Source organism: Sphingobium sp. YBL2, assembly GCF_000943805.1.
Classification (GTDB): Bacteria; Pseudomonadota; Alphaproteobacteria; order Sphingomonadales; family Sphingomonadaceae; genus Sphingobium; species Sphingobium fuliginis.
In genome coordinates this window covers 693,773-718,316 of record NZ_CP010954.1, presented here as the reverse complement: position 1 = coordinate 718,316, position 24,544 = coordinate 693,773, and the positions used below count along the sequence as shown (strand labels likewise).

Here is a 24,544-nt window from a genome sequence, read left to right as displayed (position 1 = left end):
CTGGCGCACCGTGTTCCTTATGAAGGCGGGAAGCCGGTCCCACCGTCAGAACTGGACTCCTGCATTGGCTCAGGCCGACCTTCGGGTCGCGGGAGCACGCTGCGTTAAACCTCGGGCGGGGAACACATGTTCCCTATCGCTTCACCGCTTTTGGCGCATCCGGGGCAAAGGCGTCCCCGAAGAAATCCCCCTTGTACCAGAGCGGCGCCTGCGGCTCGTCCGCGATCTCCCGCGCGATGGCATAGTTCACCTTGGCGAACTTGGCCGCCGCGCCCCAGTTGAAGGGCAGGCTCATCTGGTCGGAAAGCTGGTGATAGTCGGTCTTGAGGAAATGTTCGAACGCCTCTTTCCCCGGCCCGGCGAAACCGGTCATCAGAAACACCGCCGGCACCCCCTCCTGCACGAAGCGATAATGGTCGGACCGGGTGAACAGCCCTTCGGCCGGCAGGGGATCGGGCGAGAGCGAAACGCCCTCGGCCTTCGCCGCTTTCTCGACAATCGGCCCCAGGGTCGAATGATCGGCGCCGAAGGCGATCACGTCCTGAAAATCATAGGTCAGGATCGGCATGTCGAGATTGACCACGCCGACCAGCTTGCCCCCCGCCGGCAGGACGGGGTTCCGCGCCAGATATTGCGACCCCAGCAGCCCGTCTTCCTCCGCCGTCACCGCCGCGAACAGGATGGAGCGTTTCGGCCGCTCCCCGCTCTCCGCAAAGGCCTTGGCCACCGCCAGCAGGGTCGCCACGCCCGACGCATTGTCCATCGCGCCATTATAGACCCTGTCCGGCCCCTTGCCGTCTTCCTTGACCCCCAGATGGTCGAGATGCGCCATCAGCAGCACATATTCCCGGGCCAGCGCCGGGTCGGAACCGGGCAGCACCGCCAGCACATTGCGGCTGGGCGCGGTCTCGACGGTGCTGGTGCGGTCGATGCGGATGCCGGGCTTCAGCGCGAAGCCCTTGGGGCGGACGCCCTTCTTCTCCGCCTCGGCGCGGATCGCGGCCAGGCTCCTGCCCGATCCGGCGAGCAGCGCGTCGGCGGCGGCGCCGGTCACTGTGCCGGTGCCGCGGATCCCGGGAGTGCGGACATAGGGCTGGCCGTCTTTTTCCAGCCAGCTCACCGTCGGATGCTGCGCCCGGTCGCGCAGCTTCTCCCAGGGGGTGCGGCGCAGATAGCCGGTGGTGGGAATGGTGATGAGGCCGATGGCCCCGGCCTGCTGCGCCGCCAGCGCCTTTTCGGCGGCCAGGTGCGCGCCGATCTCGCTCGGCATGCCGACGGGCGAGCCGGACAGCGCCACCGCGAACTTGCCGCGCAGGTCGAGACCGGCATAGTCGTCGATCTTCTCGCGCCCGGATTTCAGGCCATAGCCGACGAACACCGCCTGCGCCTCGATGCTTTGCCGCGGCTCCCGGCCGAAGGCGCCGACCGCGACATCGTCGCCATTGGCGAAGCGCCTGCCGCCGATGTCCATCGACGGGGCGGCCCCCTTGTCGAGCCGCGCCACGGCAAGCGTCACGGGCTGATACCAGCTGTCGGCAACCGCCTGCCGCAGACCCAGTGTCTCGAACCGCGCGGCGACATAGCGGGCGGCGATGTCATAGCTGCGCGTGCCCGCGTCGCGCCCCTCCAGCAGGTCGTCGGCCAGGAAGCCGATGTCGGCCCGAATGCCCTCCGCACTGATGGCCGGCGCGGTTTCGGCGGGTGCGGTTCCGGCGGGTGCGGTTCCGGGGGTGGCGAGGGCAAGGGCGAAGGTGGAAGCGAAGGCGAAGGACCGAAGGCGCATCGGGTGCGAAAACCTCTGTTTATGGTTGGAAGGGAAACCTAGCGCGCTGGTTTCGTCTGTCCAGCGGCCTCTCGCCCTTGCCGGAGGATGAGGCGCCTCTCCCACATGCGTATTGCACAGCTAAAACGCCCCGCTATGCTGCCCGCCAATCCACTGACCATCATGAGGCGCCGATGACCTTCTCCCCCATTTCCCGCCGGATGGCCCTGATGCTCGGCCTGTCCTCGCTCGCGTTCGTGCCCATGATGCAGGCGGCGGCTGCTCCGGCGTCCCAGGCGGCGAGCGCGCCCGCGCCGCTTTCCAGCCTGGTCGCGGCGGTGAACATTCCCTATGAGCAGTTCACGCTGAAGAACGGGCTGCGCGTCATCGTCCACACCGACCGCAAGGCGCCGGTCGTGGGCGTGTCCATCTGGTATCATGTCGGCTCGCGCTTCGAACCGGCGGGCAAGACCGGCTTCGCCCATCTGTTCGAACATCTGATGTTCTACGGTTCCGAAAATGCCGACGGACCTTTCTTCGGGCGGCTGGAGGACATCGGCGCCACCGACTGGAACGGCACGACCTGGTTCGACCGCACCAATTATTTCGAGACGGTGCCGACCGGCGCGCTGGACCGGGCGCTGTTCCTGGAATCCGACCGCATGGGCCATCTGCTGGGCGCCGTCACCCAGACCAAGCTCGATACCCAGCGCGGCGTCGTGCAGAATGAAAAGCGCATGGGCGAGAATGAGCCCTATGGGCTGGTCGAATATGCGCAGCTCGCCGCCATGCTGCCGGAGGGGCATCCCTACCGCCACTCCACCATCGGTTCGATGGCGGACCTGAACGCCGCCAGCCTTGCCGATGTGCAGACATGGTTCAAGACCCATTATGGTCCGAACAACGCCGTGCTGGTGCTGGCGGGCGACATCGACGTGCCGACGGCGAAGGCCAAGGTCGAGAAGTGGTTCGGCAATATCCCCGCCGGTCCCGCGCCCAAGGATGTGGATGCGGCCGTCCCGACGCTCGACAGGGACGTCGAGAAGTTGATGCACGACAATGTCGCCGCCACCCGGCTCTATCGCAACTGGATCGTGCCGGGGGTGAATTCGGACGATCTGACGCCGCTCAACCTGGCGATGGCTGTGTTCGGCGGCCTCAAATCCTCGCGGCTCGACAATATCCTCGTGCGGGACGAGAAGATCGCCGTGGGCGTGAAGGCCAGCATCCAGCCCTTCGAGAAGCTCTCCATCGCGGAGATCACCGTGGACGTGAAGCCGGGACAGGACCCGGCGGCGGTGGGCAAGCGGCTCGACCAGCTTCTGGCCGACTATCTCGCCAAGGGGCCGACGGCGGACGAGGTGCAGCGCGCCGCGACGCAGCAGCTTTCGGGCACCATCGGCGGGCTGGAGAAGGTCGGCGGCTTCAGCGGCAAGGCGGTGACGCTGGCCGAGGGCGCCGTCTATTCGGGCGATCCGGCCAAATATAAGAAGGATCTGGCCGCCGCCGCCGCCGCGACGCCCCAATCGGTGAGCGAGGCGGCGCGCAAATGGTTGTCCCGCCCGGTGTTCCGCCTGACCGTGGCCCCGGGCGAGCGGTCGGCCGAGGACAATGCGCTGGCGGGCAACGCGACCCATCATCCGGCCTATTTCCGCGATCCCAAGAAGCCCGCGCCGGTCGCGGCGACCCCGCCGCCGCCCACAAAAATCGCTGAGCCGGGGATCGAGCCGGTCAAGGACCTGGAATTCCCGGCGGTCGAGCATGCGACGCTCAAGAACGGCATTCCCATCGTCTTCGCGCGCCGAGCAACGGTGCCGGTGGTGCGGGTGTCGGTGTCCTTCGATGCGGGCAATGCGGCCGACGACAAGGCGAAGCTGGGCACGGCGGGCCTGACCACCGCGCTGCTGGACGAAGGCACGACGACGCGCAGCTCCGTGCAGATCGCGGAGGAGCAGGAACGGCTGGGCGCCTCGATCAGCGCGGGCAATGGCATGGACGCGACCAATGTCGGCCTCTATGCGCTCAAGCCCAATCTGGACGCCTCGCTGGGCCTGCTGGCGGACGTGATCCGCAACCCGGCCTTCGCGCCGGCGGAGGTCGAACGCCTGCGCGGCCAGGTGCTGACCCGGATCGCGGCGGAAAAGACCGAACCCATGCCGATCGCGCAACGCCTGCTGCCGCCGCTTCTCTATGGGCAGGCGCATCCCTATGGCATTCCCTTCACCGGATCGGGCACGGAAAGCGGCGTCAAGGCGGTGACGCGGGCCGATCTCGTCGCCTTCCACGACAAATGGATGCGGCCCGACAATGCGACGATCTTCGTCACCGGCGACACGACGCTGGCCGACGTGATGCCGCTGCTGGAAAAGCGCTTCGGGGACTGGAAGGCGCCCAAGGCGGCCAAGGGCGCCAAGCTGTTCCGCATGGACCGCATGATGCGCCCTTCGCGCATCATCCTGGTCGACAAGCCGCAAAGCCCGCAGTCGATGATCCTCGCCGGGCTGCTCACCAACAAGGCGGGCACGGACAATCCGGTGACGCTGCTGACCGCCAATGAGGTGCTGGGCGGCAGCTCGACCTCCCGCCTGATCATGGACCTGCGAGAGACCAAGGGCTGGGCCTATTATGCGGGCAGCGCGCTGCCCGGCGTCAAGGAGACGATCCCGCTGCTGGTCTATGCCCCGGTCCAGACCGACAAGACCGGGGAGTCCATCGTCGCCGCGCGGAAGGACATCAGCGACTTCCTGACCGCCAAGGGCACGACGGAGGCGGAACGCAACCAGACGATCAACAGCCAGATCCTGTCGCTGCCCGGCAGTTTCGAAACCTCGTCCGACCTGCTCGGCGCGATGATGCGCAACCGGATGCTCGGGCGGCCGGACGATTATTATGAGACGCTACCGGGCGTGTACCGCGCGATGACGGCTGCCGATCTCGACAAGGCGGCGCGGGATGCAATCAATCCCGACCGGCTGATCTGGGTGGTCGTGGGCGACGCGAAACTGGTGAAACCGCAGCTTGACGTCGTCGGCCTTCCGGTGGAAATGGGCACATTGGCCGATTGACGGTTACGTAAAGGAGAAGTGCTATGGCAGCAGTGGATGGCGCCTATGACTGCGTCGCGAAAACGCCGATGGGCGACCAGAATGGCGTGCTGACGGTCATCAGCTCGGGCGATGGCTTTCATGGCACCTTCGCGGGCATGATGGGTTCGCTCGACGTGGCCGAGGGCAAGGTGGACGGCAACAAGCTGCGCTGGAAGATGAACATGACGCTGCCCATGCCGATGACGCTGGAATGCGAGGCGGAGGTGAATGGCGACGCCATCGCCGGGACGATGCAGCTTGGCGCGTTCGGCACGGCGGGCTTTTCGGGGACGCGCCGGGCCTGAGGGTTTCAGCAGGGCGGAAAAAGGGCTGGAAACGCGAGTTTCCGGCCCTTTTTCGTGCCGCGCCAAAAACTTCCCCTGTGCGCAACGTGGGCGCGCTTGCGGGCGCGGCAGGTCGTGGCCCGTTTTAACTCCACCCCGCCCAAGGCTGCTTCTGCTCCCATCCCGCGATGGAGAGAAACGAAAATCCCTTGACGTAGGACATTAGTTAGCTATCTAAGAAAAATGTCCCGATCGGAGTTGAAGCGCGCCCTCGCGCATAAAATGCCGCAGGTGGCGCGCCAGTGGCGGCAACTGGCCGATCTGGCGCTGGCGGAGTTCGGTGTGTCGAACAGCGCGGGCTGGTGCCTCATCTATCTCGACCGGCTGGGCCCCGACGTCCGGCAGGCGGATCTGGCGGAGGAACTGGGCATCGCCCAGCCTTCGCTGGTCCGGACCCTGGACCAGTTGCAGGCGGCGGGGCTTGTGGAGCGCGTACCCAATCCCGATGATCGGCGGTCGAATCGAGTCGCCTTCACGCCGGAGGGGCAGGAGCTGGTGGGCCGGATAGAGGCCAGGCTGGAGAATCTTCGGCGCGAATTGCTCGACGGCGTGCCCGACGCCGCGATCGAGATCATCGTCAACCTGCTGAACCTGCTGGAGCGGCGCATGGCCGAGCGGCGGGGTCAGTCGTAACGGGACCGCCCGCCATGAATGGCCCGACATGCGAGCGCTGATATGAACGCCCTTGGAGAGCGCATCGGCTGGCCTGCCGCGCTCTTTTCCCTGAAATGCTTCGCGGCGGCGATGCTGGCGCTCTATGTCGCGCTCAGCATCGGGCTGGAGCGGCCCTATTGGGCGTTCCTGACCAGCTATATCGTCGCCCAGCCGCTGGCCGGGGCGGTGATTTCCAAGGCGGTGTTCCGCGTCATCGGCACGCTGACCGGCGCGATCTTCTCCGTCGCCATCGTGCCGCCGCTGGTCAATGCGCCGGAACTGCTGTCGCTCGCCATGGCGCTTTGGCTGGCCCTGTGCGTCTTCGTCTCCCTGCTCGACCGCACGCCGCGATCCTATATGTTCGTGCTGGCGGGCTATAGCGCCTGCCTCATCGTCTTCCCCGACGTCGACACGCCGCAGACCATCTTCACCGTGGCGACGCTGCGCGTGCAGGAAATCACCATCGGCATCATGTGCGGCAGCCTGGTCCACGGCGTCGTCTTCCCCGGCTCCATCACCAACCTGCTGCTGGCGCGGGTGGAGGCGATGCTGCGCGATGCGGAGCGCTGGTCGCATGACGCCATCGCGTTGGAGCCGGTGGAGGGGCTGGCGCAGGAACGTCGCCGTCTGGCGCAGGACATCACCGAACTGCACCAGATGTCGGTGCATCTGCCCTTCGACATCAGCCGCCTCGCGCCTCGCGTGCGCACGGTGCGCGCGATGCAGGACCAGCTTTCGCTGCTGCTGCCCCTGGGCGCGGCCGTGGAGGACCGGCTGGCCATGCTGAAGGCGGCGAGCGGCGGAAAGGTGCCGCGGGAGGTCGAAGAACTTATCGCGGATGTCCGCGCCTGGATCGTCAACCCCGGCGACGACATCATCCTTCGCACCGCGGCGGCGGATGCCCTGATCGCCCGCTGCGCCGCTCTGGAGCCTGCGGCGCGGGCGGAGATGGGGTGGGCGGACATGATGCGCCTCAGCCTGTTCGCCCGGCTGGCCGCCCTGATCGCGGCGCATCGTGACTGCCGCGACCTTTACGACCAGATGGTGACGCACAGGCGGGAAGCCGTCAGCCCCCGCGTCGGTGAGTTGCTGGAGGGGCGGCGCAACCGCGAACTGCACAGGGATTATGCCGGGGCGGCGCGCGGGGCCTTCGGCGCCTTCGTCACCGTGGCGCTGGGCTGCGCATTGTGGATCGGCAGCGGCTGGAAGGACGGCGGCAGCGCGGTGATGCTGGCGGGCGTGTTCCTTTCCCTGTTCGCGGCGTCGGACAATCCGCTGGCGCCGCTCAAGGGCTTCATGATCGGCACCATCGCCGCTTCGCTGCTCGGCGCGGTCTATGGCTATGCGATCATGCCCCGCCTCGACGGCTTCGCCATGCTGGCGGCCGCCTATGCGCCGATGCTGTTGCTGCTCGGCACGATGATGGCGTCGCCCCGCTGGATGGGCATCGCCCTGCCGACGCTGCTGGGGCTGGGCAGCCCGGTGCTGCTGTCGGATCGCTATGTCAGCGCCTTTGCCAGCTACGCCAACGGTACCGTGGCGCAGCTGGTGGGCATCTGGTTCGCGATCATCATGGCCGGGCTGTTGCAGTCGGCCGGTGTGGAGCGGGCGATCCGGCGCACGGTGCGCGCGGGCTGGAACGACATCGCCAACCGCGCCACACTGATGACGCCGCCCGATCTGCGCGGCTGGATCAACCGGATGCTGGACCGCATCGCCCTGTTGGCGCCGCGTCTGGCGGCGGTGCGGTCCGACAGCGGGCGGCCGCTCTACGACGCGCTGCGCGACCTGCGGACCGGCGTCGCCATTGGCGAATTGCGGCAATTGCGGCTCGACCTGCCCGCCGATGAAGCGGCGCCGCTGGCCGATGTGCTGACGGGCGTCAGCGCGCATTATCGCGGGCTGGACCCGGATGCGCCCGCGCCCGCGAAGCCCGCCCTGCTCACCGACATCGACCATGCGATCAGCGACCTGTCGCGCAATCCCAGCGCGGTGATCCGGCGGGAGGCCATACTCGCGCTGGTCAGCCTGCGCCGCAACCTGTTCCCTGAAAGCGAAGGCTATCGGAGAGTGGCCGCATGACCGGAGAAATCGCCCTGGGCGGCGTCTATGTGCCGACCCTGTTGTTGCTCGCGCTGGTGGCGCTCATCCTGAGCTGGGGCGTCACCCGGCTGATCGGCGCTTTCGGGCTCTATCGTTTCCTCGCCTATCGCGCGGCGGTCGACCTCAGCATCTTCGTGCTGGTGCTGGGCGCGCTCGCCCTCCTCGTTCCCACCCTTGGAATCCGCCTATGAACCGTTTTGCCGCCACGCTGATCCCCCCTGCCCTGATCAGGAGCGCCGCCACCATCGTCATCGTCATCGCGGCCGTGCTGGTGGCGATATGGATGTGGAACCATTATGAGCGCAGTCCCTGGACCCGCGACGGGCGGGTGCGCGCCGATGTGGTGCGGGTGACGCCGGACATTGGCGGGCTCGTGACCTCCGTCGCCGTGCATGACAACCAGGCGGTCAGGGCGGGCGACCTGCTGTTCGTGATCGACCGGCCGCGCTATGCGCTGGCGCTGGAGCAGGCGGAGGCGCAGATCGCCAGCGCCCGGGCCACACTCGGTCAGGCGCGGCGGGAGGCGACCCGCGACGTCGCGCTGGGCGAACTGGTGGCGAAGGAGGCGCATGAACAGAATGTCGCGCGCGTCGCGACGGCGGAGGCTGCGCTGGCCGAAGCGATGAGCGCGCGCGATGCCGCCGCCCTCAATCTCAAGCGAACGCGGGTGGTCGCCTCGGTCAACGGCGTGGTCACGAACCTCGACCTGCATCCGGGCGATTTCGTCGCGGCGGGGCAGCAGGCCATGGCGCTGGTCGACCGCGACAGCCTGCGCATCGAAGGCTATTTCGAGGAAACCAAGCTGCCGCTGGTCTGCATCGGCGCGCCGGTGACGGTGCGGCTGATGGGCGAGGCGCAGGACCTCTACGGGCGGGTCGACAGCATCGCCTACGGCATCAACGACAGCAGCCGTTCGGATTCGGGCAATCTGCTGCCGACCGTCGAGCCGACCTTCTCCTGGGTCCGCCTGGCCCAGCGCATCCCGGTACGGGTGAAGCTGACGCGGGTACCGCCGGAGGTGAAGCTGATCGCCGGGCGCACGGCCACGGTGACGATCGAACCGGCGCGGAAGGACTCGAAGCCGGGGGTGTGCCGCCATGCATAATGTCGCGGCTCCCGACACCTTCTCGCCGTTCGGGCTGAGCTTGTCGAAGCCCTTTTCTTTCTTGGGAAGCCGACAGCCTTCACCCGAAGGGAGCGGATGTGGGGCGAAGATATGGACGCCCTTTCTGGCCTTGGCGCTGGCCGCCTGCGCCACCGCGGGCCCTGACTATCGCCCGCCGGAAAAGTCCGCCGCAACCGCCCCCGCCGCGCAGGGCGCTTTCCTGTCGGCGCAGGACCCCAGCTTCAGCAATGCCGAACTGCCCGATCATTGGTGGCGGCTCTATAATGATCCCCGGCTGGATGCGCTGGTCGAACAGGCGCTCGCCGCCAACACCGACCTGCGCGTGGCGGATGCGAACCTGACCGCGGCGGAGGCGGTGCTGCGCGAGGCGGAGGCCGGGCGCACCGTCGGCACCACGGTCAGCGGCGGCGGGACGCTTGCCCGGCCCTCCGGCACGGCGGAGAGCCTGCCGGGGGTGGTCGGCTATGATCTGGGCCTTGCCGCCTCCTATCCGCTCGACCTCAACGGCCGGATCAGGCGCGCGATAGAGGCGAGCACCGCCGACCTGGAAACGGTCGTGGCGGCGCGCGACTATGTACGGGTCAGCGTGGCGGCCGCCACGGCCAGGGCCTATGCGCAGGTCTGCGCCGCCAATTATTCGCTGACCGTCAACCGGCGCGTCGTCGCGCTTCAGCGGGAGACGCTCAACGCCACCCAGCGGCTGTTCAGGGGCGGCCGCGGCACCGCCTTCGACGTCAGCCGGGCGCAGGCGGCGGTCGACGCCAGCGAGGCGAGCCTTCCCGCCTTCGATGCACAGCGGCAGAGCGGACTTTATCTGCTGGCGACGCTGTTGGGGCGATCGCCCGCGGATTATCCCAAGGAAGTGGAGGGCTGCGCGGCGCTGCCGGCGCTGAACGCACCCATGCCCGTGGGCGACGGCGTGGCGCTGATCCGGCGGCGGCCCGACATCCGGCAGGCGGAACGCAGCATCGCCGCCGACACCGCCCGCGTCGGGGTGGCGACCGCGGACCTCTATCCGCAGGTCAGCATCGGCGGATCGCTGGGGCTCGCCGGACCGCTTAAAAGCTTCGGTTCGGGCACCAGCTTCGGCATGAGCCTGGGCCCGCTGCTGAGCTGGAGCTTCCCCAACCGGCCTGTCGTCAGGGCGCGGATCGCGCAGGCCGATGCACAGGTACAGGCCGATCTCGCCCGTTTCGACGGAACTGTGCTGGAGGCTTTGCGGCAGACGGAAACGGCGCTGGAAAGCTACCGCCGCCATGCCGAGCAGACGGCCGCGCTCGACCGGGCGCGGGACAGCGCAGGCGTTTCGGCGGCGCAGGCGGGCAAGCTGTTCCGCTTCGGGCGCGGCGATTTCCTGTCCCTGCTGGACGCGCAGCGCTCGCTCGCCAATGCGGAGGCTTCGGCGGCGGCGGCGCGGGTGCAGTTGGTGCAGGACCAGATCGCCATCTTCCTCGCTCTCGGCGGTGGCTGGTCGTAAGCTGGTTTGACCAGATCAGGGCGCAACATGCTCCTGCGCGGGAACTGGCTGCCATTCAGACGGGGAAAAGAACACCCGCCGATCCTGGGGACCGGCGGGTCATGGAGCTGTTGAGACTCCAATGCTTCACGGGATCAATATTGGACGGTGACCGTCACCGCGCGGCGGTTCTGCGCCCAGGCCGCTTCGTCCGAACCCAGGGCGGCGGGGCGTTCCTTGCCATAGCTGACGGTGGTGATGCGGCCGGCGTCGATGCCCAGCGACGCGAGATAGTTCTTCGCCGCATTGGCGCGGCGCTCGCCCAAGGCGATATTATAGTCGCGGGTGCCGCGCTCGTCGGCATGACCCTCTATGGTCACGCGGACATTGGGGTTCTGTTGCAGCCAGGCGGCCTGGCTCTGCAGTATCTGCTGATCCTGCGCGTCGACATCATATTGGTCGGTGTCGAACAGGATGCGGTCCGACGAGACGGAAGCCACGAAATCCTCCTGGCTGCCCTTGACCGGGCCCGAAGGCGTCGCCGGTCCGCCGGTCTGGGCCGAACCGTCGCCGCCGGGGGCAGGCGGCAGTTCCTGCGGCGGCTTCTTGGAGCAGGCGGCAAGGGCTATGACGGCGGTCGCCATCAGCAGGGGACGGGATAGTTTCATCGGGTTGCTCCTCAACATGGTCTGAAAGTCGTTACGCAGTCGGGACGATTCGGTTCCGATATAATGCAGATCAGGAGCGTGGGCAGTCCGCCCTGAGTGGGATGGCCGCGCATATCAGGGCAGCAAGGGCCCCCAGGCCGGGTCCGAACCGCTGAGCGGCGTCGGTATGCGCCGTTCGTTCACGCCGGTCAGGTCGACCTGCCAAACCTGGCTGCTGCCCTCCCGGCCCGGCGTGGTGCGGAAATATTGCAGCACGCGGCCATTGGGCGACCAGCTCGGCTGCTCATCCTGCCAGCCATTGGTCAGGATGCGCTCATTGTCGCCGGTCGGCGTCATGACCGCGATCTTGAAGTCGCCCGAAATCTTGGTGAAGGCGATCAGGTCGCCGCGGGGGCTCCATTCGGGCGTCGCATAGCGGCCGCCGCCATGGCTGATCCGGCGCTGGCCCGAACCGTCGGCGTTCATGACATAGATCTGCTGGCTGCCGGAGCGGTCGCTTTCGAAGACGATCTGGCGGCCGTCGGGCGAATAGCTGCCGCCGACATCGATGCCCGGCGCCGTGGTCAGGCGCACGGGCGCGCCGCCGCTGGCCGAAACGCGATAGATGTCCGTATTGCCGGCGATCGCCATGGAAAAGAGGATGTTGCGGCCGTCGGGCGACCAGCGCGGCGCGAAGGTCGGATTGTTGCTTTCCGTCACCAGCCGCTGCCGTCCCGTGCCGATGTCATAGACATAGATGCGGACCCGGTTGTTCAGGTAGCTCACATAGACGATCGACTTGTAGTCGGGCGAAAAGCGCGGCGTCAGCGCGATCGACTGGCCATTGGTGATGAAACGGTGGTTCGCGCCGTCCGAATCCATGATGGCGAGGCGCTTGGTGCGGTTCCCCTTGGGACCGCTTTCCGCGATATAGGCGATGCGGCTGTCGAAGAAGGGGCTTTCCCCCGACAGGCGCGCATAGATGGCGTCGGCGCATTTATGCGCGGCCCGCCGCCAGTCGCGGGGCGCGACGACATAGCCCTGCCGCGTCAGTTCCTGCTTCAGCGCCACGTCGTAGAGATAGCAGCCGACGGTGATGTCCGCCTCGCCCCCGGTGGTGCGGACGAAGCCCTGCACCAGCGCCTGATAGGCGCCCCATTTATCGTAGGCGGGATTGGTGACTTCGGGAAAGGCGATGGTCGGGATGCCGCCGGGGCCGGAGGGATCGAACAGGCCCGACCCCTTGAGGTCGGCGGCGATCACCTCGGCGATCTTGCGGCCCAGTTCGGTGGAACCGCCTGCGGGCGTGGAGACTTCCGCCTGCGCCGGCAGCGCGGGGACGACGATCTTGAGGTTGGAGGAGGATTCGTCCGTCACATCGACGCTGAGCTGCGCGGAAGCGGCGGGCGCGAACGCCAGCAGCAGCGCCCCCAGCGTGGCGCCGAACATGGCTCGGGCCTTTCCTGTCCTGAAGGGTCGGGTCATTGCGATAGCCTCTTGTCGAAGGAGATGCGGAGGGATTTCCAGCCATCATAAAGAGCGGGCGGCAGCTTGAACGGCGCGGCCAGGCGGATCGCCTTCACCGCCAGTTCCTGATGCAGCGTCACCTGCGTGCGGTTGCTGGCGGTGATGCCGGTGGTGTTGACGACCTGCGGCTGCCCCGCGAGCGAACCGTCGCGGGCAAGCTGCACGTCGACGAAGGTGCGAAGCTGTTCGATGTCCGCGCCGCTCGGGGATTTCCAATAGGGCTTGAGCTGGCGGCGGATTTCCGCGTCCAGCGCGGCCTTCTGCGCGGGGCCCATGGCGGCGGCGGGCGCCGGCGCGGGCTTGCGCGGCGCGTCATCCTCGGTGTCGATGCCCTTCAGGAAATCCTTGCCCAGCAGCGATCCCTTGGGCTTGTCCGCCTTGCCCTGTCCCGAAGCGCGGGCAGGCGCGTCGGACCTGGGCCTGGCGGCGGGCTTCTGCGACGCCTTGGCGGGCGCGGCGGCGGCTGGCTTGGGTTTTTCCGGCGCAGGCTTGGACTTGGCGGGGGCGGGTTTTTCCGCCGCCGGCTTGGGCTTCGGCTTGGCGGCGGGCATATCCTTCTTCGGCGGAGCGGGCGCGGGCTTGGGCGGCGCTGGCTTTGCCACCGGCTTGGGCGGCGCGGGCCGGGGAGCCGGCGGCGCCGGGGTCGGTTCGGGCTGCGGCGCCGGTTCGGGTTCCGGCGCAGGCGCGGCATCCTCGGTCGGCCCTTGCTCCGGCGCGACGCTGGGCGGGGGCGGCTGCGTCGAAACCTGCGGCGCCGTCGACTTCAGCGCCACCTCATCCACCAGGCTGACGTCCATCGGCGGCGAATTGAGCTTCAGGGGGTTGGGAGTGGCCAGAAAGCCGGACGACAGCAGGCCGAACAGCAGGACATGTCCCGCCGTCGCCACGCCAAGGCCGATTTTCTCCGCGCGATCCATCGCCACGACCTATGGCCCCTATTCTGAACCGCTGCTGACAGCGGAACCGCCTTCGGAACCGGTGCTGACCAGCGCGACCTTGTTGAGTCCCGCCCGGTTCAGCTCGCCCATGACCAGCATTACCCGGCCATAGTCCAATCCCTTGTCGGCGCGCAGGAATATCTGCGGCGGTTCGGCCTTGCCGGCATTGGCGGACATGATCTCGGCCAGGCGGCCGGGCAGTTCGGCGTCGCTGATCTGCGCGTCGTCGATGAAGACGCCGCCGTCGCGGTCGATCGACACCACGGTCGGCTTCTGGTCCTGGTCCAGCCCCTTGGCGCGGGTTTCGGGCAGGTTCACCGGCACGCCCGTGACCAGCAGCGGCGCCGTCACCATGAAGATGATCAGCAGCACCAGCATGACGTCGACCAGCGGCGTGACGTTGATGTCCGCCATCGGCGCGCGGTGACGGCCGCGCCGGCCGGAGGGAGGTCCGGACATGGCCATCAGCGCGCTCCTCTTTCACCCGTCACCGCTGCGCCTCCAGCTCGCGGCTCAGCGTCGAATAGAAGCCGTCGGCAAAGCGCGTCAGCCCCGATTCCATCCGGTTGATGCCATGGCTGAAGCGGTTGTAGGCGATCACCGCCGGGATCGCCGCGAACAGGCCGATGGCGGTGGCGAACAGCGCCTCCGCAATGCCCGGCGCCACGACCGCCAGGCTGCTGTTCTGCTCCGCCGCGATGCTGGTGAAGGCCCGCATGATGCCCCATACCGTGCCGAACAGCCCGACGAAGGGCGCGACCGACCCGATGGTGGCCAGGATGTTCAGCCGGTCCGACAGCCGGTCGACCTCCGCCGCGATGGTGCTGGACATGGCGGTCGACAGCCGGTCGCGGGTGCCCTCCCGGTCGATCACCTTCTGCGCGGTGGAGCGTCGCCATTCGGTGACGCCCGCAGCCATCACCCTGGCGGCGGGGAATTCCGCCTTGCCGCGGGCTTCATAGAAGCGGTCTATATCCTCCGCCTTCCAGAAATCCTGCTCGAACGCCCGGCTCTGCCGGCTCGCCTTGCGCAGGGTGAAGCTGAAGCCGATGATCATCGCCCAGGTCCAGATGCTGGCCAGCAGCAGGCCCAGCATCACCACCTTCACGACGATGTCGGCCTGAAGGAACAGGGCCAGCGGCGAAATGGTGGCGGCTTGCGCGGCATTGCCGACCGCAAGGCCAACGTCGGGCATCGAAAGGCTCATGGGTTGATGTCTTCCCCTCTCATCAAACGGCTGAAAATGTCGGTCCAGGGCTTGGGTTGCCGGCGCGGGCGGCCCTGGGGCGTCAGGAAGGCGACGGAAACATCGCCTTGCGTCAGTATTTCCCCATCGCGCATGACCGTCTGATGAATGGAACATGAAGCGGCGCCGACTTTGGTGACGCGGCTCACGACCATCAGGTCATCGTCCAGCCGGGCGGGGCGGCGGTAATGGAGCTGAAGGTCGGTGACGGCATAGACGCCCTCTCCCCCCTCCAGATTGCCGCGCTGGTCGATCCCCGCGATGCGCAGCATGTCCGACCGCGCCCGCTCCATATAGCGTAGATAATTGGCGTGATAGACGAGGCCGGACAGATCGGTGTCCTCGAAATAGACGCGCAGCGGGAAGTGATGCACGGCGGCAATGAACCTTCCGGTCGCCGGCGCGGGCAGCAGGTCTGAAACGGACATGCCGGGGCTTTTAACCATCAAGCAGGCGCGGCGCAAAGCGGGAAATCACAGAAAGATCAGCGCTCCGCCGACCGTCCGGGGCTTTCCGTCCGCTTTCGCCCGTGCGGAAGCTCTGGCGGCCCGCCTGCCATGGCGCTACGGGGACGGCGAACAGGATTCAGTGCAGGAGGGTTTCGGCAATGACGGATATTCGGACCGTGGGCGTGATCGGCGCGGGCCAGATGGGCGCGGGCATCGCGCAGGTGGCGGCGCAGGCGGGCTATGAGGTGATCCTGTCCGACATCGATCTGCCCCGCGCGCAGAAGGGCCGCGACGGCATCATCCGTCAACTCGCAAAGGCTGTGGAAAAGGGCAAGCTGGCGCAGGCCGACGCCGACGCAGCCATCGCCCGGATCACGCCGGTGGGCGAAGTCGCGCCGCTGGCCGCCTGCCAGTTGGTGATCGAAGCCGCGACCGAGCGGGAAGAGATCAAGCGTTCGATCTTCGCCAATGTCGGCGCCCTGCTGGCCGGCGATGCGATCCTCGCCTCCAACACCTCCTCCATCCCGATCACCCGGCTGGCGCAGGCGGCGCCCGATGCGGGGCGCTTCGTGGGCGTGCATTTCTTCAACCCGGTGCCGGTCATGGCGCTGGTCGAGGTCATTCGCGGCCTCGCCACCAGCGCGGAGACGGTGAGCGCGGTGGAAGCATTCGCCGCCAGCCTGGGCAAGCAGGTCGTCCATGCCTTCGACGCGCCGGGCTTCGTGGTGAACCGCATCCTGCTGCCGATGCTCAACGAGGCGGTGTTCGCGCTGGGCGAGGGCGTGGGCAGCGTGGTCGACATCGACAAGGGCGCGATGCTGGGCCTCAACCATCCCATGGGTCCGCTGACGCTGGCGGATTTCATCGGCCTCGATACCTGCCTGGAAATCTGCAAGGTGCTGCAGAACACGACCGGCGATCCCAAATATCGCCCCGCGCCGCTGCTGGTGAAATATGTCGAGGCGGGCTGGCTCGGGCGGAAGACCGGCAAGGGCTTTTACGATTATTCGGGCGCGGAGCCCGTGCCGACGCGTTAAGAGGACAATAGTCCCCCTCCCGTAGACGGGAGGGGTTAGGGGTGGGCGCGAGCGGAGCGAGCTTCTGTCCTCAGTTGCAAATTGCCGCTGGCGCGGCATGCCCACCCCCACCTCCAGCCCGTCCCGCTTGCGGGAGGTGGCTACCCCGCGCTCAACCCATGTTTCTTCATGCAATGGCGAAGCTGGTCATAGGTCAGCCCCAATCCCTTCGCCGTCGCGCGCTGGTTGTAGCGGTAGCGCTCCAGCGCCGCCCGCACGATGGCGGCCTCATGCGCATCGACGGCGGATTTGAGGTCGGTGATCGCGTCATGGCCGTTCGCTATCTGGACGGCTGACGGACCCGCCTCCGCCTCCACCCTTGCCGGCATCAACGCCTTGGGCTTCCACGGCGAGGCGAAGGGATCGAACACGATCGCCGCGACCGGCCGCCCGGGCTCATTCCAGCGATAGACGGCCCGTTCCACCACATTGCGCAGCTCGCGCACATTGCCGGGCCAGTCATGCGCCTCCAGCTCGGCCATGCAGGCGGCGGAAAAGCCCGGCCATTGCGGCCAGCCGATCTCCGCCGCCATGCGCCGCCCGAAATGATCGGCCAGCACCGCGACATCCCCCTCCCGCGCCCGCAGCGGCGGCAAGGTGATCACCTCGAAGCTCAGCCGGTCCAGCAGGTCGGGCCGGAACCGCCCGGCATCGGCGGCGGCGGGCAAATCCTCATTGGTCGCCGCGACGATCCGCACGTCGACGGTCATGGGCTTCGACGCCCCGATCCGCGTCACCTCGCCATATTCGATGACCCGCAGCAGCCGCTCCTGCGCCGCCATGGACAGCGTGCCCAGCTCGTCCAGAAACAGCGTGCCGCCATCGGCTTCCTCGAACCGCCCCGCCCGCGCCCGCGCCGCGCCCGTAAACGCGCCCTGTTCATGGCCGAACAGTTCCGCCTCGATCAGCGTTTCGGGCAGGGCCGCGCAGTTCATGACGATCAGCGGTTCGTCCCAGCGCGGCGAGAGGTGGTGAAGGCGCTCGGCGATCAGTTCCTTGCCGGTCCCGCGTTCGCCGATGACCAGGACCGGCCGGTTGAGTTCTGCCGCCCGCCCGGCCTGCTCGACCGCATCCAGAAAGGCCAGCGACTGGCCGACGAACTGGGTATTTTTCTCCATCCCCAACTTATGGTGAAATTTCCCATCTTTCGGCAAGCCCAATATTCGGACAATCGTAAAAAACCGCGAAATTCCGTCATTTCCGCAAATTGGCACGGCTTCTGCAAAGTTGGAAAGCGAAGCCGCTGACGCATCAAGCGGCACATCGACGAAGGCCAAGGTTCAGGAGTTTATCATGGAAAAGCAAAGCAACAGCGTTCGCGAAATCGGCCAGTTCCTGTCCGTCGCCATCGCCTCCGTCCTGTTCGGATCGACCCTGATCCTTTCGGCGGTCGGCCCGGCCCGCGCCAGCGAAATCCCGATGCTCGCGAACAAGGAATGCCCCGCAGCCTTGCACTATCTGGCGTAAGGCCTGCCTAACAAGTTCGTACCAGGAGTGAAGTTCAAATGGGTATTTTCTCCCGCACCCGCGACATCATCGCCGCCAATGTCACCGACCTGCTCGACCGGGCGGAAGACCCGGCGAAGATGATCCGCATGATCATCCTCGAAATGGAGGAGACGCTGGTCGAGGTGCGCGCCTCTGCTGCCCGCACCATCGCCGACCAGAAGGAAATGCGGCGCCACATCGCCAAGCTTCAGGGCCTGCAGGACAGCTGGACGGAAAAGGCCCAGCTCGCGCTCAGCAAGGACCGCGAAGACCTTGCCAAGGCCGCGCTGGTGGAAAAGCAGAAGGCAGCCGACATGGCGGAGCAGCTTTCCCATGAGATCGGGGTGCTGGACGAAGCGCTGCGCGCCTCCGAAGAGGACATCGCAAAGCTCCAGGCCAAGCTGCGCGAGGCGCGCGCCCGCCAGAACAGCCTTGTGACCCGCATGGAAAGCGCCCAGAATCGCCTGCGCGTCCGCGAAGCCTATGCCGGCGAGAAGGTGAACGACGCCTTCGCCCGCTTCGACATGCTGGAACGGCGGGTCGACATGGCCGAAGGCCGCGCGGACGCCATGGGTCTTGGCGCCCAGCCCAAGACGCTGGAGGAAGAGATTGCCGAGCTGAAGGCCAGCGACAAGGTCGATGCCGAACTGGCCGCGCTCAAGGCGTTCATGAACAAGGGAGAGTGACGCATGGAGGACGTGTTCCTGCCCATCATGATCTGCGGCATGCTGTTCATCGGCATGCCCTGGCTGATCTTCCACTATGTCACCAAGTGGAAGCAGGCGCCCAAGATCACCGATGAGGACGAGAAGCTGCTGGACGAGCTTCACCTGCTCGCCCGGCGGCTGGAGGAGCGGCTGCAGACGGTCGAACGGATCGTCGCCGCCGACAACCCCGATTTCCGCCCCGCCCGTCCGTCGCAGGACGATGGCTATGAGTTCGACCGCCCATATCCCGAACGCCAAAATCCCGACAGGAGGAATTGAGATGGCTGCCCGTCGCACCAAATTCTATCTCGACAAGCAGAACGGCAAATGGATGGGCGTCTGCGCCGGCATTGCCGACTATACGGGGATCGACGTGCTGTGGGTCCGGGTCGGCGCCGTGCTGGTGACGCTGATGGGGGCCTTTCCCTGGACGCTGATCGCCTATTTCGTCGTCGCCTATTTTGCCGAGAACAAGCCGCTGGGCCTCTATGCCGACCGCGACGACCAGAAATTCTGGCAGGGCGTGCGCACCAATCCGGCGCGCTCCACCCGCGACGTGCGGTCCAAGTTCCGCGACATCGACCGGCGCCTGGCCGACATCGAAACCTACTATACCAGCCGCAACACCAGGCTGGCGGATGAGATCGACAGCCTGCGCTGACGGAATCGCATCGCCTACGCCGTTTATCGAACGGGCTTGGGAGCCTGTCGAAAAGCCGGCCAATTTGTCTGAGAAATCCAACATCTGATGGGCCGCGCCCATGGGGAGCGGAATGAGGGAGGTTTGCCATGTCGGAACAATTCGCGATGTTCGCGCAACTCGCGCCGCTGATCGCGATCTGTACCGGGATCGGTGTGGGCGGATGGATCTTCACCACCTGGCTGCGGATCAAGCATGGTTATCCGTTGGATGGGGCCTGGGGCCAGGCCGTCTATCCCAGGGCGGGCAATGAGGCGATGGAACGGATCAGCCTGCTGACCCAGGAAAACGCCCAGCTTCGTGCCGAACTCGGATCGATGAAGGACAGGCTGGCCGTGGTCGAGCGCATCGTCACCGATGAAAGTCACGCATTGAACAGGGAAATCGAGCGCCTGCGCGGCCCCGCCAACTGAAGGGCCCCACGCTCAGCAAGGGAAAAAAGTCATGAATCCGTTCGAAATGGTCGTCGCCATCGTCGCCATAGCGGCAATCGCCAGCGTCGTTCGCGCCAAATATGGCATCGTCCGCCGCCACAAGGGCGAGGAACTGGTCCAGCGCGGACCCGATCCGGAAGCCGAACGGCTCCGTGCGGAGGTGAAGGCGCTGAAGGACCGGGTCGCCGTGCTGGAACGGCTGGCCACGGACAGCAGCACCGCGTTGGACCGCGAATTCGACAAGCTCCGGGATCGCGACTGACGCGGCCCACCATCACAGGGAGGACGATATGCAGGACCCCCTCATCACTTTGACATTGGCGGTCGCGGGTCTGACCGGACTCGCCATCGTCGCCGCCACCGCCCTGCGGGGATGGAATGGCTGGCTGGACCTGAAGCGCGCGGAACTCGCCCGCGGAACGGACGAGGCAGCACCACCCTCCACCGCGACGCGGATCGAGGTGGCCGACCTCAAGGAACGCATCCGCAAGCTGGAAGCGATCGCCGCGGGCGTGGACCTCTGAAAATCCGATGCTCCCCCTCCCGCGAGGGGGCGGGGGCAGGGGGCGTGGGCAGGGGGCGGGCGTGATGGCGGCGCAGTCGCTTCCATCCTTGCCGGACAGGTCGACCGGCTTGCTCCGTCTGTCCCTCCAACCTGCCTCAAGGGGGACGGAGCAGCAGCGGAAACCGCCTTCCCCCGCCCGATTTTACCCCTATATGGGCGGCCATGACCCAATTGCCCGTCCTTGCCGATCTGGTCGAAGAATATGAATTTCTCGATGCCGACGACCGCTATCGCCTGCTGATCGATTTGGGCAAGGCGCTGGAGCCGATGCCCGACGCGCTCAAGACCGACGCCACGCTGGTCCGGGGCTGCTCGGCGGCGGTCTGGGTCTATCCGACCGTGATCGACGCCGGTTCTGCCGGCGGGGGACGGCTCCACTTCCTGGCGGACAGCAATGCGGCGATCACCAAGGGGATCATCGCGCTCGTCCTCCTGACCGTGCAGGACCAGCCGCCTGCGGCCATCGCCGCCACGGACATCGAAGGCGCGCTGGCGCCGTTCGACCTGCGCAACCAGTTGAGCTCCAATCGGACGCAGGGCATTCCCAACATGATCGCGCTGATCCGGGAAACCGCAGCCCGCTATAGCTGAGCGGAGGGAAACCCCGCAGGGGCCATGCGTTCTCCTTCCGACATCGAAACGGACAGAAGGAGAAACGCGATGCGATCGATAGCGGTGCTTGCCGCCCTGGGGCTGATCGCGGCCTGCTCATCCTCCGAGGACAAGGGACCGACGCAGCGCGACCAGATCGGGCAGGTCTGGAAATATGAGGGCGGCGAGGGCGGAAAGCCCAAGGTCGCCTATATCGGCAGCGCCAATGCGGTCCAGACCATAACCGCGGCCGACACCTTCGGCGTGCTGCTGGTCCAGCCCATGCAGGAGGGCGGGGCAGATGTGACGATCAAGCTGGTCGGCGCGCCCTTCACCTGCGACCTGTCGGACTGCAAGGTCACGGCGGTCACGGAAGACGGCAAGACCCAAGAATGGAAGGGCCGGATGACCGAGAACAAGGACGGTATCGAAGTCCTGCCCGCCGCCGGGGCCTATGACGCGATCAAGGACAGCCGGACGATCAAGGTGAACCTGGTGGTCGGGCCGAAGGACAAGGTCTTCCCCTTCCAGTTCAACGTCGCCGGCCTGGATTTGAAGGGGTAGCCTGCCCGGAGCACCGTGCTCCTGCGCGCGAACAGGGTGCGCGGAAAGGGCGTCACTCCTGCAACGACACGCCCGGGCTGCGCGGATCGGCGCCGCCGACCCAATGGCCGTCCGCCGTCCGCTCCGCCGCATTGGCCTTCAGGCCGAAGCGGCTGACCGATACCTTGTGCCCCAGCTTCTCCAACGGTGCCTTCATGCCCTCCAGCGACGTGCCCTGTTCCACGACCAGTCCGTCCCGGTCGAAGAACAGGAATCCCAGGGCGATCGAATCCTGCGCCGACATCCCCCAGTCGAAATGCGCGATCAGCGCCTTGGCGACCTGCATGATGATGGTCCTGCCGCCCGCCGCGCCGATGGTGAAGACCGGGGTTCCCGCCGCATCATAGACGATGGTGGGCGACATGGACGACAGCGGCCGCTTGCCCGGCTCGACCCGGTTGGCGACCGGCGCGCCGTCCTTTTCGGGGGTGAAGCTGAAATCGGTCAGTTCATTGTTCAGGATCACGCCATTGGCGACGAGCTGGCTGCCGAAGAAGCTCTCTATGGTGGAGGTCCAGGCGGCAATATCGCCATTGCGGTCCACCGCGACGAAATGGCTGGTGCCCGATTCCGGCTGGGGCCGGGCGGCGGTGCGCTTCTCCGCGCCCGGCGGCGTGCCGGGGCGATAGTCGTTCAGCGCCCTGCCCATGCCGATCAGCGCCGAACGCTGCTTCAGATAGCCGGGATCGATCAGCCCCGCGATGGGCACGGACACGAATTCCGGGTCGCCCAGCCAGGTGTCCCGGTCGGCATAGGCGAGCCGCATCGCCTCCCCGATGACATGCCAGGACCGGGGATCGTCCTTGCCCCATTGCGCCAGCGGGAATCGCTCCACCATGCCCAGCACCTGAAGGACGGTGATGCCGCCCGCCGAGGCGGGCCCCATGCCGCAGACCGTATAGGCGCGATAGGGGCCGCAGACGGGCTTGCGCGGCTTCGCCCGATAGGCGGCGAGGTCGGCCTCCGTCATCGGCACCGGGTTTTTCGGCGCGTTGGTGACGGTTTCGGCCATCATCCGAGCATTGTCGCCCCGATAGAAGGCATCCGGTCCCTCCGCCGCGATCCGCTTGAACAGCGCGGCAAGCGGCGGATTCTTGAGGATCGTGCCCATCGGCGCCGGCTTGCCGTCGATCCAGAAATATTTCTGGATTTCCGGAAAATCGGCCCAGACCGGGGCAACCGCTTTCATCGCCGTGTCGAGCCGCTGGCGCACCTCGAATCCCTGTTCGGCAAAGCGGATGGCGGGCTGGAACAGCTCGGCCCAGGGCAGCTTGCCCCATTTGCGATGCGCGTCCCAGGCAAGGCGGACATTGCCGGGCACGCCGACGGAATAGCCGCCCGGCCAGGCTTCGCGGAAGGAGAGGGGCTGGCCGTCCGCCCCCATGAAACGGTCGGGCCGCGCCGCCGCGGGAGCCGTCTCCCGCCCGTCGATCGATTCCAGCACGCCGGTCCGCCCATCATGATGCATCAGGAAGCCGCCGCCGCCGATGCCGCTATTATGCGGCTCCACGACGTTCAGCGTCAGCATCATGGCGATGGCGGCGTCGGTGGCGCTGCCGCCCTTGCGCAATATTTCCTGCCCCGCCTCCGCCGCCCGGGGATCGGCGGCGGACACGGTGGCGTTGACCGCGACCGGCTCCCGCGCGGCGAGCGGAGAGGGGGAAAGGGCATGAAGGGTGAAGGCAGCCAGCAGGCCGGAAAGGCGAAAAGTCATGTCCGGCACCCTAGTCGCTGCGTTGCGGTTCGCAACCCATAGGACGGATCAGGCGTCGATACCCACTATCTCGCTGATATTCCCCACGCCGTCGCGCGCCATCAGCGCCTTGATCCCGGCATTGATCCGCCGGGCGAGATAAGGCCCCTCATAGACCAGCGCGCTGTAGAGCTGGATCAGGCTGGCCCCCGCCCGGATGCGGGCATAGGCCTGGTCCGCCGTGGCGATCCCGCCCACGCCGATCAGCGGCAGCCGCGTGCCCAGCGCCCGGCGGAAGTCGCGCAGCCTTTGCAGCGCCAGATCGTGCAGCGGCGCGCCGGACAGGCCGCCAGCCTCCCCCGCCAGCGGAGACTGCAGCGACGGCCGGGAAATGGTGGTGTTGGACACGATCAGCGCGTCGATCCTGTGGTCGATGCAGGCGGCGGCAATATCCTCCACATCGGCGGGCTCCAGGTCAGGGGCCACCTTCAGGAAGACCGGCGTCCGATTCGCCCCCCGCGCCGCCATGACCGCGCCCAGCAACTGGTCCAACGCCGCCCGGTCCTGAAGCGCGCGCAATCCCGGCGTGTTGGGGGAGGAGATATTGACCGTCAGATAATCGGCCAGCGGAGCCATGCAGGTGACGCCGGTGGCATAGTCAGCGATCCGGTCGGCCGCATCCTTGTTGGCGCCGATGTTGATGCCGATGACGGGGCCGCCCGGCCGCCTGCGCTTGGCGATCCGTTCCGCCGCCGCCGCCTGGCCGCCATTGTTGAAGCCCATGCGGTTGATCACCGCCCGATCCTCCGCCAGGCGGAACAGCCGGGGCAGGGGATTGCCCTGCTGGGGCAGGGGGGTCAGCGTCCCCAACTCGGCAAAGCCGAAGCCCAGCCCGTGCATCTTGTGCGCGACCAGTCCTTCCTTGTCATAACCCGCCGCCAGGCCCACCGGATTGGGAAAGGCGATGCCCGCCACGGTCTGCGCCAGCATCGAATCGGGTTCCAGCGTAGGCGGCACCGGCATCAGGCGCAGCATCTTGATGGACAGATGATGGGCGCGCTCGGCGTCCAGAGCGAAAAACAGGGGGCGGATCAGGCGGTACGACATGGCCGCGCTATGCCAGCGCGGACGGCCGGCGTCGAGTCGCTGTTGCAACGCGGCAACAGTAAGGAAGGAACGGCATTTCTTAACAAGATTCCGTGGATTCGTCCCGTTTTGGTCCGGCCGATGTCCGATCCATCCAATAAAATTTCCCCGATTCGGACGTAAGAGAGTCCTGCGACCCGAAGGCTCTAGGCCATATGGCTGACGAGACCTTTTCCTGACCCGGCGGTGAAAACCGCCGGGTC

27 protein-coding genes are annotated in these 24,544 nt (G+C 66.9%); 17 read left to right on the top strand and 10 right to left on the bottom strand.

The annotated features are described in order from the left end of the window. Positions 1-133: 133 nt before the first annotated feature. On the bottom strand, positions 134-1,783 hold the full coding sequence (locus TZ53_RS03505; RefSeq protein WP_044660428.1) for a M28 family metallopeptidase: 1,650 nt from the start codon (positions 1,781-1,783) through the stop codon (positions 134-136). 173 nt (positions 1,784-1,956) lie between these two features. Here TZ53_RS03505 and TZ53_RS03500 point away from each other — a divergent pair, with 173 nt between their 5' ends. From TZ53_RS03500 to TZ53_RS03470, 7 genes are all read left to right on the top strand, one after another. Further along, positions 1,957-4,827: a M16 family metallopeptidase gene (locus tag TZ53_RS03500; RefSeq protein WP_044660427.1), complete on the top strand. Its 2,871-nt coding sequence runs from the start codon at positions 1,957-1,959 to the stop codon at positions 4,825-4,827. A gap of 23 nt (positions 4,828-4,850) precedes the next feature. Then, positions 4,851-5,153, top strand: coding sequence for a hypothetical protein (locus TZ53_RS03495; RefSeq protein WP_044660426.1), 303 nt, complete (start codon positions 4,851-4,853; stop codon positions 5,151-5,153). A gap of 222 nt (positions 5,154-5,375) precedes the next feature. Next, positions 5,376-5,825: a MarR family winged helix-turn-helix transcriptional regulator gene (locus tag TZ53_RS03490; RefSeq protein WP_025549803.1), complete on the top strand. Its 450-nt coding sequence runs from the start codon at positions 5,376-5,378 to the stop codon at positions 5,823-5,825. A gap of 42 nt (positions 5,826-5,867) precedes the next feature. Then, positions 5,868-7,928 carry an FUSC family protein gene (locus TZ53_RS03485; protein WP_083199212.1) on the top strand — a complete coding sequence of 687 codons (2,061 nt, stop codon included), beginning with the start codon at positions 5,868-5,870 and terminating at the stop codon, positions 7,926-7,928. After that, positions 7,925-8,140, top strand: coding sequence for a DUF1656 domain-containing protein (locus TZ53_RS03480; protein WP_025549801.1), 216 nt, complete (start codon positions 7,925-7,927; stop codon positions 8,138-8,140). Before TZ53_RS03485 ends, TZ53_RS03480 begins: the two co-directional genes overlap by 4 nt. Next, positions 8,137-9,054, top strand: a complete 918-nt coding sequence (locus TZ53_RS03475; RefSeq protein ID WP_044660424.1) for an efflux RND transporter periplasmic adaptor subunit — start codon at positions 8,137-8,139, stop codon at positions 9,052-9,054. Before TZ53_RS03480 ends, TZ53_RS03475 begins: the two co-directional genes overlap by 4 nt. 124 nt (positions 9,055-9,178) lie before the next feature. After that, the gene (locus TZ53_RS03470) at positions 9,179-10,552 is read left to right on the top strand and encodes an efflux transporter outer membrane subunit (protein ID WP_044662828.1); all 1,374 of its coding nucleotides are present in this window, start codon (positions 9,179-9,181) and stop codon (positions 10,550-10,552) included. 134 nt (positions 10,553-10,686) lie between these two features. Here the strand turns inward: TZ53_RS03470 and pal are convergent, their stop codons facing one another. The 6 genes from pal to TZ53_RS03440 all read right to left on the bottom strand — a co-directional run bounded on the left by pal (position 10,687) and on the right by TZ53_RS03440 (position 15,317). Next, a complete protein-coding gene (gene pal / locus TZ53_RS03465) occupies positions 10,687-11,199 on the bottom strand; it encodes a peptidoglycan-associated lipoprotein Pal (protein WP_044660423.1) in 513 nt (170 codons plus the stop codon). A gap of 114 nt (positions 11,200-11,313) precedes the next feature. Then, entirely contained in the window at positions 11,314-12,627 is a 1,314-nt protein-coding gene (gene tolB / locus TZ53_RS03460) for a Tol-Pal system beta propeller repeat protein TolB (RefSeq protein WP_044660422.1), read from the bottom strand. A 32-nt stretch (positions 12,628-12,659) separates the two neighbouring features. After that, complete coding sequence (locus TZ53_RS03455) at positions 12,660-13,622, bottom strand: cell envelope integrity/translocation protein TolA (protein ID WP_044660421.1); 963 nt, start codon at positions 13,620-13,622, stop codon at positions 12,660-12,662. Positions 13,623-13,640: 18 nt separating this feature from the next. Then, positions 13,641-14,108: a protein TolR gene (gene tolR / locus TZ53_RS03450; RefSeq protein ID WP_025549797.1), complete on the bottom strand. Its 468-nt coding sequence runs from the start codon at positions 14,106-14,108 to the stop codon at positions 13,641-13,643. Between the two features lie 22 nt (positions 14,109-14,130). Further along, complete coding sequence (tolQ, locus tag TZ53_RS03445) at positions 14,131-14,850, bottom strand: protein TolQ (protein WP_044660420.1); 720 nt, start codon at positions 14,848-14,850, stop codon at positions 14,131-14,133. Further along, positions 14,847-15,317, bottom strand: a complete 471-nt coding sequence (locus TZ53_RS03440) for a YbgC/FadM family acyl-CoA thioesterase (protein WP_044660419.1) — start codon at positions 15,315-15,317, stop codon at positions 14,847-14,849. The genes tolQ and TZ53_RS03440 overlap by 4 nt, the downstream gene beginning before the upstream one ends. A 179-nt stretch (positions 15,318-15,496) precedes the next feature. Between TZ53_RS03440 and TZ53_RS03435 the strand changes: the two genes are divergently transcribed. Then, positions 15,497-16,375 carry a 3-hydroxybutyryl-CoA dehydrogenase gene (locus TZ53_RS03435; RefSeq protein WP_044660418.1) on the top strand — a complete coding sequence of 293 codons (879 nt, stop codon included), beginning with the start codon at positions 15,497-15,499 and terminating at the stop codon, positions 16,373-16,375. A 140-nt stretch (positions 16,376-16,515) separates the two neighbouring features. On the opposite strand, the gene pspF is transcribed toward TZ53_RS03435, so the two are convergent. Beyond that, complete coding sequence (pspF, locus tag TZ53_RS03430) at positions 16,516-17,532, bottom strand: phage shock protein operon transcriptional activator (protein WP_025549794.1); 1,017 nt, start codon at positions 17,530-17,532, stop codon at positions 16,516-16,518. Positions 17,533-17,707: 175 nt separating this feature from the next. On the opposite strand from pspF, the gene TZ53_RS27090 reads away from it, so the two are divergent. The 9 genes from TZ53_RS27090 (at position 17,708) to TZ53_RS03390 (ending at position 21,463) form a co-directional block, all read left to right on the top strand. Beyond that, positions 17,708-17,881: a hypothetical protein gene (locus TZ53_RS27090; protein ID WP_165363315.1), complete on the top strand. Its 174-nt coding sequence runs from the start codon at positions 17,708-17,710 to the stop codon at positions 17,879-17,881. A 38-nt stretch (positions 17,882-17,919) separates the two neighbouring features. Continuing rightward, complete coding sequence (gene pspA, locus TZ53_RS03425) at positions 17,920-18,588, top strand: phage shock protein PspA (protein ID WP_044660417.1); 669 nt, start codon at positions 17,920-17,922, stop codon at positions 18,586-18,588. 3 nt (positions 18,589-18,591) lie between these two features. Then, entirely contained in the window at positions 18,592-18,888 is a 297-nt protein-coding gene (gene pspB / locus TZ53_RS03420) for an envelope stress response membrane protein PspB (RefSeq protein WP_025549792.1), read from the top strand. A gap of 1 nt (position 18,889) precedes the next feature. After that, the gene (gene pspC, locus TZ53_RS03415) at positions 18,890-19,270 is read left to right on the top strand and encodes an envelope stress response membrane protein PspC (RefSeq protein ID WP_025549791.1); all 381 of its coding nucleotides are present in this window, start codon (positions 18,890-18,892) and stop codon (positions 19,268-19,270) included. Between the two features lie 128 nt (positions 19,271-19,398). Then, positions 19,399-19,722, top strand: a complete 324-nt coding sequence (locus tag TZ53_RS03410) for a hypothetical protein (protein ID WP_044660416.1) — start codon at positions 19,399-19,401, stop codon at positions 19,720-19,722. Between the two features lie 31 nt (positions 19,723-19,753). After that, entirely contained in the window at positions 19,754-20,005 is a 252-nt protein-coding gene (locus TZ53_RS03405) for a hypothetical protein (protein ID WP_025549790.1), read from the top strand. Positions 20,006-20,033: 28 nt separating this feature from the next. Then, on the top strand, positions 20,034-20,267 hold the full coding sequence (locus TZ53_RS03400) for a hypothetical protein (RefSeq protein WP_025549789.1): 234 nt from the start codon (positions 20,034-20,036) through the stop codon (positions 20,265-20,267). Positions 20,268-20,470: 203 nt separating this feature from the next. Continuing rightward, a complete protein-coding gene (locus tag TZ53_RS03395; protein WP_025549788.1) occupies positions 20,471-20,899 on the top strand; it encodes a SufE family protein in 429 nt (142 codons plus the stop codon). Positions 20,900-20,968: 69 nt separating this feature from the next. Then, entirely contained in the window at positions 20,969-21,463 is a 495-nt protein-coding gene (locus TZ53_RS03390; RefSeq protein ID WP_044660415.1) for a hypothetical protein, read from the top strand. A 52-nt stretch (positions 21,464-21,515) separates the two neighbouring features. On the opposite strand, the gene ggt is transcribed toward TZ53_RS03390, so the two are convergent. Further along, positions 21,516-23,216 carry a gamma-glutamyltransferase gene (ggt, locus tag TZ53_RS03385; protein WP_044660414.1) on the bottom strand — a complete coding sequence of 567 codons (1,701 nt, stop codon included), beginning with the start codon at positions 23,214-23,216 and terminating at the stop codon, positions 21,516-21,518. A 48-nt stretch (positions 23,217-23,264) separates the two neighbouring features. Then, positions 23,265-24,302, bottom strand: a complete 1,038-nt coding sequence (locus tag TZ53_RS03380; protein ID WP_044662827.1) for a quinone-dependent dihydroorotate dehydrogenase — start codon at positions 24,300-24,302, stop codon at positions 23,265-23,267. Between the last annotated feature and the right edge of the window lie 242 nt (positions 24,303-24,544).